The following is a 14,210-nucleotide window of genomic DNA, read 5'->3' as shown; positions in this document are numbered from 1 at the left end:
TTCTATCAAAGCCATTCTATTTCGGTGATGGTACGTTCTATTTCCGGAAAAGAATCAATCATTTTCAAGGCATTCTGAAGCTCTCTTTCAGTGGACACCTTCGATGCCGATACAGCTGCAACTGCAATCGTTGTCCGCTGCCAAACATCGTGATGATCTACCTCAGATACAGAAATATTGTACTTCTGCTTCAGCCTTGTAATAATCCGCTGCAAGACAGCTCTCTTTTCTTTTAGAGAATGAGCATCATAGATGATGCACTCACAGGCTGCTAAGCCTACTACCATTAACGTTCCACTTCTTCCATGATATATGCTTCGATGACGTCGCCTTCCTTGACGTCTTTGAAGTTTTTAATGGTAATACCGCACTCATAGCCCTGAGCTACTTCCTTGGCATCATCCTTGAAGCGTTTCAGTGCATCGACTTCCCCTTCAAAGATGACGACACCGTCACGTATCAAACGGACGCCGCTGTCACGGGTGATTTTACCATCAGTAACATATGAACCGGCAATCGTTCCGATTTTCGATACCTTGAAGGTCTGGCGGACTTCAGCCTGGCCGATGACCTTTTCAGCATAAACCGGATCAAGCATACCCTTCATCGCTGATTCGATTTCTTCGATCACTTTGTAAATAATGCGGTGAAGTCGGATATCGACGCTCTCTGACTCTGCAGCGCGCTTAGCATTATTGTCCGGACGGACGTTGAAACCGATGACGATCCCGTTAGAAGCTGCTGCAAGTGTGATGTCAGACTCATTGATCGCACCAACACCAGTGTGAATGATTCTTACATTTACACCTTCCACATCCAGTTTTTGCAATGCTGCTGCAAGTGCTTCAACTGAACCTTGGACGTCGGCTTTAATAATTAGATTTAGGTCTTTCATTTCCCCTTGTTTCATATGTTCAAACAAAGTATCGAGGCTGACGCGCGCTTTTTCGCTTCTTTGTGCCTGGACAGCCTGCTGTGAACGGATTTCTCCAACCTGGCGGGCAGTCTTTTCATCATCGAATACTACAAAACGGTCGCCTGCTTGCGGAACATCGTTCAAGCCTGTGATTTCTACAGGGGCTGAAGGGCCCGCTTCTTTAACACGGCGTCCTAAATCATTTACCATTGCTCGAACACGTCCATAAGTATTGCCCACTACTATTGGATCACCAATCTTCAATGTACCGTTTTGGACAAGCAAAGTAGCAACAGAGCCACGGCCTTTATCAAGCTGCGCTTCGATTACAGTACCGATAGCATTTCGATTAGGATTTGCTTTATACTCTTCAACTTCACCAACTAGCAAGATCATTTCCAGCAGGTTATCGAGACCTTCTCCTGTTAAGGCAGAAATCGGAACAAACACTGTTTCTCCGCCCCATGCCTCTGGAACAAGTCCGTATTCAGTTAGCTCCTGCATAACACGATCCGGATTTGCAGTCGGTTTGTCCATTTTATTAACAGCTACGATAATAGGTACATTGGCAGCTTTTGCATGGTTCAACGCTTCTACAGTCTGTGGCTTAACACCGTCATCTGCAGCTACAACAAGGATTGTGATATCGGTAATCTTTGCTCCACGAGCACGCATTGTTGTGAACGCTGCGTGACCAGGTGTATCAAGGAATGTGATTTTTTTGCCATTTTCTTCAACCTGGTATGCACCGATGTGCTGAGTGATGCCGCCTGCTTCTCCTGCAGTCACTTTCGTGTTGCGGATTGAATCAAGCAAGGTTGTTTTACCATGGTCAACGTGGCCCATAATCGTTACAACAGAAGGTCTTTCAACCATAGATGCTTCATCATCTTCTGTGAAGTAAACCTCAAGGTCAGTTGTGTCAATCTTGATTTCTTCTTCAACTTCTACTCCATAATCAGTTGCAATCAGTTCAATTGCATCCTTATCGAGATCCTGGTTGATCGTAGCCATGACACCAAGCATAAAGAGCTTCTTGATGATCTCAGACGGCTCACGGTTAAGCTTTTTGGCTAACTCAGCTACAGTTAAAGACTCACTGAAAGTGATCTTTGATGGAAGCTCTTTAACCTTCTTTGGCTGTTGTGGAGCCTGCTGCTGATTCTGTCTGCCTTTATTCTGGTTCTGCTGATTTCGGTTCTTATTATTTTGCTTGTTTTTATTTTTATTGAAAGGCTGGGAGTTTCCAGGCTTCTTAGCAGCAGCTGAACTTTTCACCTTTTCAGGAGTTGTTGCGCGGCGCTCGTCGTCTGAAAAAGCACTGGCTGTTGTCTTAAGCTGAGCTTTCGGCTGTGCCTGGCTGTTGTTTCTTTGCTGGTTTTGGGATTGATTGCGATTCTGGCCCTGATTAGGCTTTTGGCCTTGATTGCGGTTCTGGGCTGGTTTCTGTCCCTGTGCAGCTTTTTGCTGGCTTTGCTGCTGCGGCTTATCTTCTTTCTTATTATAGACAGCGTCAAGCTTCTTGATAGTTTCATCTTCCATGGCAGTCATATGGTTAGAAACCTCAATGTTCATTTCTTTTAACTTAATAATCACGTCTTTACTCGATAAATTATGCTTCTTTGCATATTCATAAACGCGTGTTTTACTCATATCTTCACCCCCGCTAGAATTAATCGAGCAACGTCAACAGTTTTTTTGCAAAACCCTCGTCCAACAGGGCTACTACAACACGTGCTTCCTTGCCGATTGCCTGGCCAAGCTGGTACCGGTCCGGGACCACTTTGTAAGGCACATTATAGGATTTGCACTTGTCGGTAATCTTTTTTGTAGTATTTGCGGATGCATCCGCAGAAAGCAAAATGAGCTTCGCCTTCCCGCTTCTGATTTCTTTGACGGAAAGCTCTTCCCCTGAAATAATTTTCCGTGCTCGATTGGCTAAGCCAAGCAATGACATCCATTGATTTGAGTTCATCAGGATAGTCTGCTCTCCTTTTCGATGAGGTCATTCAACTCATCGTATATTGCATCGTCCACTTGAGTTTCAAGCTGTTTGGACAATATATTTCGTTTCTTTGCTAATTGCACTGCTTCTTTATCTTTAGAAAGGTAAGCGCCTCGGCCTGATTTTTTGCCTGTCAGGTCGATCGATACTTCCCCTTCCTTGGAGCGAACGATGCGAACTAGTTCTTTTTTCGGTCTCATTTCACCGGTAGCGACACATTTTCGCATAGGAACCTTTTTGCGGCTGTTCACGATCATTCACCTCACCTTAATCGATGTCTTCATCTTCAAAATCGTCATTTGCAGATAAAAGCGGCTCATTATCGCGAGGATAAATCCCGGACTCCCTTGCCTCAGTTTCTGCTTTGATGTCAATCTTCCAACCAGTCAACTTAGCGGCAAGACGCGCATTTTGCCCGCGCTTTCCAATTGCAAGCGACAGCTGGTAATCAGGAACAATAACCGTAGTCGCTTTTTCTTCTTCGTTGACAATAACATCAAGAACCTTCGATGGGCTTAACGCATTGGCAACAAATACGACTGGGTCTTCAGACCATTTCACGATGTCGATTTTTTCACCCTTAAGCTCATTGACGACAGCCTGGACACGATTTCCACGAGGTCCGACACATGAACCAACTGGATCCACTTCTTGATTGTCTGAGTGAACAGAGATTTTAGAGCGGTCCCCTGCTTCACGCGCCACTGATTTAATTTCAACAGTTCCATCATAAATCTCAGGAACTTCAATCTCGAAAAGTCTCTTTAACAGTCCCGGATGGGTTCTGGAAACGAAGATTTGTGGACCTTTAGTGGTTTTTTCAACCTTGGTGATAAATACTTTGATGCGGTCGTGAGGCTTATAATGTTCGTTCGGCATCTGTTCATTCGCTGGCAGGATCGCCTCGATTTTACCCAGGCTTACATAGATGAACTTAGGATCCTGGCGCTGAACGATACCTGTCATGATATCTTCTTCACGATCAATGAATTCAGAATAGATGATTCCTCTTTCTGCTTCACGGACACGCTGAGTAACTACCTGCTTGGCAGTCTGCGCAGCAATCCTTCCGAAATCCTTAGGCGTGACTTCAAGTTCAACGACATCTTCAACCACGTAATTCGGATTAATTTTCTGTGCCTCTTCTAATGAGATTTCCAAACGCGGATCGAAAACTTCATCGACTACTTCTTTCCTCGCAAAAACGCGCATGGAACCATTGCCAAGGTTTAAATCAATACGTACGTTTTGCGCCTGGTTAAAGTTACGTCGATACGCTGAAATAAGCGCCGCCTCGATTGCATCAATTAAGATGTCCCTGGAAATTCCTTTTTCTTTTTCAAGAATCGTAAGAGCATCCATCAATTCGCTGCTCATGAGATATAAATCCCCCTTTTTTACTACCCTACTTTGTAAGGCTCTTTTCGAAACTCTGCCCTCTGTCCACCAGCTCAAACCTTAAACATTTTCATCTGCCTCCAAGGGGAGGATTACGTTTAAGCATGCTTGAGCTTTGCCTAAAACAACAGGTCCGAAACGATCCTTTGATTAATTAACTGAAGATATTTTCTGGACAGATTATGAAAAAGTGACAGCGAGTCTCGCGCTGGCAATCTTATCAAATGGAATAACGACTGTTTTCTTGCGAGTTTTAATCTTCACATCAACAGTGACAGTTTCCCCATTGTAATCAGTTAAGACTCCTTCAAAAGCCTTTTCCCCATCGATTGGTTCATAGGTTTTGATGAAGACATTCTTGCCAATTGCTTTTTGATAATCTTTCTCCTTTTTCAGCGGACGTTCTGCACCTGGTGAGGAGACTTCCAAAAAGTAGTTATGCGGGATTGGATCAATGGCATCGAGCTTTTCGCTAAGGCGCTCACTGACGATGCCGCATTCTTCGATATCAATTCCGTTGTCCTTATCAATGTATACGCGCAGGAACCAGTTCTTTCCTTCTTTGACATATTCGATGTCTACCAATTCTAGTTCGTTTTCATTTAAGATGGGAGTTACTAGCTCTTCCACAACTTCGGTAACCTTGCTCATAAAATCCCTCCTTTGACACAACCTCATTACTTAATCACTATTTGGTTTTTATCCCCGTAAAAGTGCCTAACAAACAAGAAAGAGCGGGTTGCCCCACTCTCATCTGCCAGAGATATCCTTAGTATTTCCAATAAAAATATAACATAACCAGATATTTATTGCAAACAAACGACAGTTATAGCTTGCTTTTCCAAAAGCTATATTAGAACAATGATAACTGGTTCTGGTCTGGCATGCCCTCAAGGCAGCCATGGTTGTCCAGGTATTCAAGAATAGTTTTGGAGATTTTACCGCGCTGCTGCAAATCTTCCTTAGACAGGAATTCTCCTTCTCCACGGGCTTTAACGATGTTAATCGCCGCGTTCGTTCCGAGTCCAGGTATAGCATTAAACGGCGGAATCAGCTTATCGCCCTCGATGATGAATTCTGACGCGCTCGATTTGTATAAATCAACTTTAGCGAATCCAAATCCACGCTCGCACATTTCAAGCGCGAGTTCCATGACGGTCATCAAGTTCTTCTCTTTTGTCGAAGCTTCAAGTCCCTTAGCGTTGATTTCCTCAATCACCGCACGGATGCTCTCTGAACCACGGACCATTGCATCGACATCGAAGTCATCTGCCCTGACTGTGAAGTATGCTGCATAATACATAAGCGGATGGTGCACTTTGAAATACGCAATCCTCACCGCCATCAAAACATAAGCAGCCGCGTGGGCTTTAGGGAACATGTACTTGATCTTTTTACAAGAATCGATGTACCATTCCGGCACCTTATTCTTGCGCATTTCTTCTTCCATTTCATCTGACAGGCCTTTACCCTTACGGACCGATTCCATGATTTTAAAAGCAAATGCCGGCTCAAGTCCCTGGTATATCAGGTATACCATGATATCATCACGGCAGCCGATTACTTCGCTAAGATTACAGATATTGTTATGAATCAATTCCTGTGCATTTCCGAGCCATACGTCGGTTCCATGGGAAAGTCCGGAGATCTGTACAAGTTCAGAGAATGTCGTAGGCTTCGTATCCTCGAGCATCTGGCGAACAAAGCGCGTACCGAATTCCGGAATACCCAATGATCCAGTCTTCGACATGATTTGTTCTTCAGTCACACCGATAGATTCTGTTCCGCTGAAAATCTTCATTACTTCAGGGTCGTCAGTCGGTATAGTCTTAGGATCGATTCCGCTTAAATCCTGAAGCATCCTGATCACGGTCGGGTCATCGTGCCCAAGAATATCCAGCTTCAACAAGTTATCGTGAATCGAGTGGAAATCAAAATGGGTTGTTTTCCATTCAGATGTGCTGCTGTCTGCCGGGAACTGGATTGGTGAAAAATCAAAAATATCCATGTAATCCGGAACAACGATGATTCCTCCAGGGTGCTGGCCAGTCGTCCGCTTTACACCAGTACAGCCGGATGCAAGACGGTCAATTTCCGCACCGCGAAGCTGCAGGTTATTGTCACCCTGGTAGCCTTTTACATAACCATAGGCCGTCTTATCCGCAACAGTACCAATTGTTCCCGCTCGGTAAACATAATCTTCTCCAAACAATACTTTTGTATAGTTATGGGCACGCGGCTGATATTCACCCGAGAAGTTCAAATCGATATCGGGAACCTTGTCCCCTTTGAAACCAAGGAAGGTCTCAAACGGGATATCATGGCCGTCTTTTTTATACTTGATTCCACAATCCGGACAATCCTTGTCGGGAAGGTCAAAGCCTGAACCGACTGATCCATCATTGAAGAACTCTGATTTTTTGCACTTAGGACATACATAGTGCGGCGGAAGAGGATTGACCTCGGTGATTTCTGTCATCGTCGCGACGAAAGAAGAACCAACCGAACCACGCGAACCTACAAGATAGCCGTCATCCAATGATTTTTTAACAAGTTTATGAGAAATCAGGTAGATGACCGCAAACCCGTTATCTATGATACTCTTCAATTCTTTTTCAAGACGCGCCTCAACGATTTCAGGAAGGTCGTCCCCGTAAATACTGCGGGCCATTCCATAGCTCATGCTGCGCATTTCTTCGTCTGCGCCTTCAATTTTCGGCGTGTAAAGATCATCCTTGATTGGCTTGATGACATCGATCATGTCAGCAATCTTGTTTGTATTTTCAACAACAATTTCTTTCGCCTTTTCCTCTCCCAAAAACTTAAAAGCGTCAAGCATTTCATTCGTAGTCCTGAAATGCACGTCAGGAAGCTGATGACGATTGAGAGGGTTTGCCCCTCCCTGGGAGTTGACCAGGATTTTTCGGTATATTTTATCATTTTCGTTCAGGTAGTGAACATTGCCTGTAGCAACTACCGGCAAGTCCAGCTTCTCCCCAAGCTTGACGATATTGTTAATGATATCTTCAAGTGCCTTCTGATCCCGAACTAATTCAAGTTCAAGCAAGTGTGCATAAACAGCCTTGGGATGGACTTCGAGGTAGTCATAAAACTGTGCTGCTTCTTCGACTTCTTCAGGCCCCTTCTGCATCATACCTTCAAAAACTTCACCTTTGTCACAGCCAGATCCTATCAGGATCCCTTCACGATGTTTATTTAAAACGGACCTTGGGATTCGTGGCACACGGTAAAAATAATCAATATGTGCTATTGATACTAATTTAAAGATATTTTTCATTCCAACTTCATTCTGAGCCAGCAATGTTGCATGGTAAGGACGCGCACGCTGGTAGGCTTTACCCTGGCCCATATTGTCATTTAGTTGGTCATGGTATTCAAGCCCTTTTTCAGCAGCATCCTTCAGCATACGGAGCAATAGATAGCCCGTAGCCTCGGCATCATATATCGCACGGTGATGCTGTGTCAATTCAATATCGAATTTCTTGGCTAATGTATTCAATCTATGGTTTTTCATGTCAGGATAAAGGAAACGGCCAAGTTCGAGTGTATCAATTACTGGATTTGGCGCTTTGCCCAATCCGATTTTCTTATAGCCGACATTCAGGAAGCCCATATCGAATGATGCGTTGTGGGCAACCAGGACACTATCGTCAGTCCATTCATGGAATTTTTGCAGCACTTCACTTACTTCCGGTGCATTACGTACCATGTCATCGGTAATACCGGTGAGGTTGATGGTCGTCGCCGATAAACGGTGATGCGGGTTTGCGAATGACTCGAACCGGTCGATGATTTCTCCGCCGCGTATTTTAACAGCAGCCAGTTCAATGATGGTATCGTATACAGCTGAAAGACCTGTTGTTTCGACGTCGAATACGACATACGTATCATCTGCAAGCACTCTGTGCGCATCATTATAAGCAATCGGCACACCATCATCAACCAGGTTTATTTCCACACCGTACAGAATCTTAATATCATTTTTCTTTCCAGCCCCAAATGCTTCTGGATAGGATTGCACGACTGCATGGTCAGTGATTGCAACAGCTTTGTGACCCCACTTTGCTGCCTGGGCAACCAGTGCACTGACAGGAGTCACTGCATCCATCTGACTCATTGGTGAATGAAGGTGAAGCTCGACTCTTTTTTCGCCTTCAGGAGCTGAATCAATTCTTCCCTTGGGTTTGATTTCATTTACGTCATTTCCAATCATGACAAGATCGCGGACAAACGTGTCGTTCTGGATGCTTCCTCTTACCTTTAGCCACATTCCTTTTGAAACACGCTGGTAAATAGCTGCGTCTTCTTTATCACGCGAGAACATTTTTACCATGATAGAGCTTGTGTAATCAGTGATTTTAAATGTCAAAAGCGTCCTGCCGCTGCGAAGTTCTTTCGTTTCGGCAAAGAATACATATCCCTCAACGGCTACACGGCGTTCTTCATCAACGATGTCTTCAAGCTTGCGGAAGTCAGCATCGTCTTTAATCGTGAGCCCAATATTAACAGGCCCATCCTGCGGGGGGCCATCTCCTTTGGCTTGTTCAGCTTCCTTCTTCTGCATCTCAATCATCGCCATCAGACCGCGTTCCTGGTCTTCCTTCTCTTTTGCCTTCATGAATTTTTCATATTCGTCTGAAGAGCTTTCTTCACTTACGACCGCATCAATCGTCAATAAAGGAAAACCGAAACTCTGATAAATCTCAGCAATAATGCTGCCGTACTTACGCTTAAGAGCAAGTACTTCAGTTTCATTCCTGGCTGTTAAAATGAGTTTTGTTCCCTGGACTTGGGGAACTTGTTCATTCAGGAGCTTTAACAATGGAGGCGCAATACCATCTATTTCTTTAATACAAGACTTCCAATAATCAAGGATTTCCTGGTCACTGATTGCCTGTTCAAGTACTCTTACCGAGTATGATATTTTCGCAATATGTGAGAAAGTCTGTTCCAGCTTGCCTATGAAAGTGCTATACAGCTGACAAGGAATAATTCTTTCAAATTGAAAAAAGAAATGCCATTTCCTAGCCTGTTTTTCAATCACTACCCTGTCAATTTCAGCATTTTGAAAATGAGTGACAATTGTATCTTCTGTTAGCTGCAGCTGTTGCAGCAGGAGCTGAAACCTTTCTTTTTTCCCTGAAGAAAGATCACCCATGGTTATTTCTCTCCCATCTGAAAAGCTTAAATTCTATCTATCGGGCGAAATTGCCCGTTTGTCTAATTGTATCAAAACGTGTTTAATAGCAAAGGTTATTATAACATAAAATGAATGCTCCGTTACTTGTGTTTGATATTACCATTTCGGTGTTCTATTAGGAATATAATTCTTGTGGTGTCAGACACTTTCAGTTCAATTTCTAGAACATAACTAACCTCCACGATACACAGGCGACCGCAATATTTTTTCTAGATACTGCGTGATGATTTTTTAATGTAACGATAAATCAGGGAGATTCTAGGTTATCCGCACATTATCGTCTTTAATGCTACGATGAATAAGGAGGATTTCAAAATCGCCAAAAAAGCGGACCCTGTTAGGATCCGCTGAATGATTATAGCTCTCGTAAAATATTTTTCAAAGTTTCCGCTAACTCATCTTTGTGGACTTCCTGCATTTCGCCGTTTTTACGGATTTTGACTTCGACGATTCCTTCGCCGGCTTTCTTGCCGACTGTAACTCTTACAGGCAAACCAATCAGGTCTGAATCTGCGAATTTCACTCCAGGTCTTTCCTGGCGATCATCCATGAGTACTTCCATTCCTGCTGCCTGCAGGCTTGAGTAAAGTTCTTGAGCCAATTCTGCCTGGGCGCTGTCTTTCATGTTCACAGCAATGAGATGGACATCGAATGGTGAAATGTTGGTAGGCCATACCAGGCCGTTTTCGTCATTGAATTGTTCTGCTACAGCGGCCATTGTCCTGGAGACGCCAATTCCATAGCAGCCCATGATCATTGGCTTTGTTCTCCCATTCTCGTCAAGGATCTCGGCATTCATCGCCTCACTGTATCTGGTGCCAAGCTTGAATACATGTCCGACTTCAATGCCTTTTGCGAAGACAATTGTTCCCTGGCCATCTGGAGACGGATCTCCTTCTTTGATGAAACGCAGGTCTGTATATGAAGTTACCTTGAAATCACGTTCTGGATTTACATTCTTAAAATGGTAATCTTCTTCATTCGCTCCACAAACACCATTTACTACTGCCTGCACGGCATTGTCTGCGATTACCTCAACGCTATCGACTCCGACCGGCCCAAGAGAACCAACTGAGCAGCCCAGAACCTCTTTCGTCGTCTTTGTATCTGCTAGTTCAACAACTGAAGCCCCAAAGTGATTCTTTAATTTAATATCGTTCACGTCATGGTCTCCACGCACTAATACAAGTACATAGCGATCATCCACTTTGAAAAGCAAAGATTTGATGCAATCTTTAGACTCTACATCAAGGCAGGAAGAGACTTCTTCAATGGTCTTCTTGTTTTCTGTGTGTACTTTTTCAAGTACCTGTGCAGGATCACTGACCTTTTCATAAACAGCAGTTACTGGAGCCATTTCGACATTGGCGGCATATTCAGACGTATCGGAATAAGCAATCGTATCTTCCCCGATATCTGAAAGGACCATGAATTCATGAGTATCCTTTCCTCCCATTGCGCCCGAATCAGCGATTACGGCACGGAAGTTCAAACCACAACGTTTGAACACATTGGAGTAAGCCTGAAAGAGACGCTCATAAACCTCATCCAGGCTCTCTTGTGTCGCATGGAAAGAGTATGCGTCCTTCATGATGAATTCACGGCCGCGAAGCAGACCAAACCTTGGTCGTTTTTCATCACGGAATTTAGTCTGGATCTGGTAAAGAGTCAACGGAAGGCGTTTATAGGATTTCACCTCGTCACGTACCAGGCTTGTAATGACCTCTTCATGTGTGGCGCCCAGGGCGAACTCACGGTCATGCCTGTCTTTCAATCTCATAAGCTCCGGACCATAAGAATACCAGCGGCCCGATTCCTGCCACAATTCGGCTTGCTGCAGTGCTGGCATGAATAACTCAGCAGCACCTGCATTATTCATCTCTTCTCTGATGATCGCCTCGACTTTTTGCAAAACCTTGCGCCCTAATGGCATGTATGTATAAACACCGCTCGCGTTTTGGCGGATGAATCCAGCCCTGAGCAACAACTGATGACTCTTTACTTCTGCATCTGATGGTACCTCTCTTAGAGTAGGAATAAGCGACATACTTTGCTTCATTGATTACACCTCATAGGATTATTTCATGTTTTAAAAAAAATGTTCCTGCCCGGTACGGTCCGGGCAGGAAGTAATTGTGTCAGTGGATATGTTAACTTACAGGAAGAATCTTTGAATATCATTCCAGGTTACCACTAGCATCAGCAGCATTAATAATGCGAAGCCAACAAAGTGGACCATTCCTTCCTTTTGCTTGTCGATTGGTTTTCCTCTTAGCGCTTCAACCGCAAAGAAGGTCAACCTGCCGCCATCAAGTGCCGGGAATGGCAGGAGATTCATGATTCCCAGGTTGATGCTCAGGATCGCGGCCCATTTCATCAGATAGAAGATACCGGATTTGGCAACCGTGTCAGTGGAAACATAAATGCCCACCGGTCCTGATAATGCATCTATCGAAAATTGGCCGGTCAGAAGTTTGCCTAGCATTGAAAAGATTTCTACTGTCCAGAAATATGTTTCCTTCACACCGTAGGTAAGCGACTTTAGCGGTGACTTTTCCACAGGGTTGTATACACCGATCAATCCGATTTTCTCCCCTTCAACATCTTGTGTTGCAGGTGTAACGGGAACCTCCATACTCTCTCCGTCACGCACAATCGAGAAGTCCAGTTCATTTCCTGGATTCTTTCGAATGATTTCCACAACATCCTGCCAGCTGGAAACTTCAGACCCCTCAATGCTGTTGACAACATCCCCTTCTTGAAGTCCTGCTTTGAGTGCACTTCCATCTGGAGTAAGCTTACCCAACTCAGGTTCGTTCGAAGGGATTCCCTGGAACAAAGCAAGTATGATGAAGATCACCATCGCCAGGATAAAGTTCATCATAGGTCCAGCGAAGATTGCCATTGTTCTTTGCCCAAGCGTCTTGGAACCGAATTGCCTGTCAAATGGAGCAATCTGCGTCTCTACCCCATTTTCAACAAGGACTGCCGTTTTACTAATTGGGAAGGTTGTCAGCTTGCTGTCGTCTTCCCCTTCTTCATAACCTTTAATAAAAAGTTCGTGTTCAATATCGGCTCTTTCCACTTCAACTATTCGTGCATCAGGAAACTTTTCCTTATTATTCAGAATGATTTTTTGAACTTCTTCACTCTTGTTAAAAAGCAAACCTATTCTATGCCCAGGCTTGATCTCAATCATTTCAGGATCTTCGCCAGCCATTCTGACAAACCCTCCAATTGGAAGGAGGCGGATGGTATAAGTCGTTTCATTCTTCTTAAAAGAAAAGACCTTTGGACCGAATCCAATTGCAAATTCACGGCAGAGGATACCTGCTCGTTTAGCGAAAATCAAGTGCCCAAGTTCATGAAAGAAAACCAGGGCGCCAAAAATGACGATAAAGGCAATAACTGTATTCAAATTTTCTAACCACCTTTTAATAGGATAAGAATCCACTCTTGAGACTTAAATTTATAGTAGTGACTTTACATACATTCTTGTCTCTTTGTCAACCTCTTGAATCGTTTTAAGGTCAGGATTTTCTATGATGCTATGGGTTTCCATTGCTTTCTCTATCAAGTCTTCAATTTGGAGGAAAGTGATTCTGTCGTCCAAAAAGGCGGCTACCGCTGCTTCATTTGCAGCATTCATGACCGCCGGCAAAGTGCCACCCGCCCGACCTGCTTCATAAGCAAACTTCAGGCAGCGAAACCGGTCGAAATCCATTTCTGTAAAATGAAGCCGGCCAACTTCCGCCAGATTAAGTCTTTTTCCTGAAACTAACGGGAGCCTGTCTGGGTATGTAAGAGCATATTGAATTGGCACTTTCATATCCGGTGTTCCCAATTGGGCCATAATACTCGTGTCATGGAATTCTACCATCGAATGAATGATACTTTCGCGATGGAGGATGACAGAAATATCATCATAAGGAAGAGAGAATAGCCAATGCGCTTCAATGACTTCTAACCCTTTATTCATCATGGTTGCAGAATCAATTGTAATTTTTGCTCCCATCGACCAGTTTGGGTGGTTTAATGCATCTGTTTTTGTAACGCCCTGCAGCTCTTCTCTGGTCCGATCTCTGAAGCTTCCTCCCGATGCCGTGAGGATCAGTCTCTCAATATTTTTTTCTTTTTCTCCCTGCAAGGCCTGAAAAATTGCCGAGTGCTCACTGTCAACAGGAAGGATCGGCACATTATACCGCTTTGCCTCTTCCATCACGATATGGCCTGCAGTAACCAGTGTTTCTTTATTCGCAATCGCAATCTTTTTCCCCGATCTGATTGCCTCCAGTGTTGGGCTTAACCCAACACTCCCGAGAACTGCATTTACAAGTATATCCGCCTTATGAAAAACTGCAGCCTCCTCGAGACCTTCCAGTCCATGCACAACCTTCACTTGTGGAAAATCTGCCTTTAACCGTTCAGCATCGTCTTTGTCTTGCACAGAAACCAGTTCTGGCAAAAATTCAGTTATGATCTTCCTGGTAAGTTCCACGTTCCTGCCGGCAGACATCGATACAAGCTTGAACTCTTCAGGATGCTCCCTGATTACATCAAGCGTTTGGATTCCTATCGATCCTGTCGCTCCCAACAAACTGATTCTTTTCACAAATTTCACTCCTAATATCTCCAACGGGAAATGGTACATACCCGGTATAATCAAAATT

The 14,210-nt window shown here is 44.1% G+C and carries 10 protein-coding genes; all 10 read right to left on the bottom strand.

The annotated features are described in order from the left end of the window. Positions 1 to 5: 5 nt before the first annotated feature. Positions 6 to 287 (bottom strand): DUF503 domain-containing protein, encoded by a 282-nt coding sequence (locus CD004_RS07750; RefSeq protein ID WP_041967211.1) that lies wholly within the window; start codon positions 285 to 287, stop codon positions 6 to 8. Further along, positions 287 to 2,569, bottom strand: a complete 2,283-nt coding sequence (infB, locus tag CD004_RS07745) for a translation initiation factor IF-2 (protein WP_102262227.1) — start codon at positions 2,567 to 2,569, stop codon at positions 287 to 289. Before infB ends, CD004_RS07750 begins: the two co-directional genes overlap by 1 nt. 19 nt (positions 2,570 to 2,588) lie before the next feature. Beyond that, entirely contained in the window at positions 2,589 to 2,891 is a 303-nt protein-coding gene (locus CD004_RS07740; RefSeq protein WP_041967213.1) for a YlxQ family RNA-binding protein, read from the bottom strand. Then, entirely contained in the window at positions 2,891 to 3,172 is a 282-nt protein-coding gene (gene rnpM / locus CD004_RS07735; RefSeq protein WP_102265029.1) for an RNase P modulator RnpM, read from the bottom strand. The genes CD004_RS07740 and rnpM overlap by 1 nt, the downstream gene beginning before the upstream one ends. A gap of 16 nt (positions 3,173 to 3,188) precedes the next feature. Then, complete coding sequence (nusA, locus tag CD004_RS07730) at positions 3,189 to 4,298, bottom strand: transcription termination factor NusA (protein ID WP_102262226.1); 1,110 nt, start codon at positions 4,296 to 4,298, stop codon at positions 3,189 to 3,191. Between the two features lie 201 nt (positions 4,299 to 4,499). After that, positions 4,500 to 4,970 carry a ribosome maturation factor RimP gene (gene rimP, locus CD004_RS07725; protein ID WP_102262225.1) on the bottom strand — a complete coding sequence of 157 codons (471 nt, stop codon included), beginning with the start codon at positions 4,968 to 4,970 and terminating at the stop codon, positions 4,500 to 4,502. A gap of 202 nt (positions 4,971 to 5,172) precedes the next feature. After that, complete coding sequence (locus CD004_RS07720; protein WP_102262224.1) at positions 5,173 to 9,498, bottom strand: PolC-type DNA polymerase III; 4,326 nt, start codon at positions 9,496 to 9,498, stop codon at positions 5,173 to 5,175. Positions 9,499 to 9,895: 397 nt separating this feature from the next. Further along, the gene (locus CD004_RS07715; RefSeq protein ID WP_102262223.1) at positions 9,896 to 11,599 is read right to left on the bottom strand and encodes a proline--tRNA ligase; all 1,704 of its coding nucleotides are present in this window, start codon (positions 11,597 to 11,599) and stop codon (positions 9,896 to 9,898) included. A gap of 96 nt (positions 11,600 to 11,695) precedes the next feature. After that, positions 11,696 to 12,958: an RIP metalloprotease RseP gene (rseP, locus tag CD004_RS07710; RefSeq protein ID WP_102262222.1), complete on the bottom strand. Its 1,263-nt coding sequence runs from the start codon at positions 12,956 to 12,958 to the stop codon at positions 11,696 to 11,698. 51 nt (positions 12,959 to 13,009) lie between these two features. Continuing rightward, positions 13,010 to 14,152: a 1-deoxy-D-xylulose-5-phosphate reductoisomerase gene (gene dxr / locus CD004_RS07705; RefSeq protein ID WP_102262221.1), complete on the bottom strand. Its 1,143-nt coding sequence runs from the start codon at positions 14,150 to 14,152 to the stop codon at positions 13,010 to 13,012. Positions 14,153 to 14,210: the final 58 nt, after the last annotated feature.

This window comes from Mesobacillus jeotgali (assembly GCF_002874535.1).
Lineage (GTDB): Bacteria > Bacillota > Bacilli > Bacillales > Cytobacillaceae > Mesobacillus > Mesobacillus jeotgali.
The sequence above is the reverse complement of the archived record's forward strand: the minus strand, read 5'-3'. Positions and strand labels throughout refer to the sequence as shown.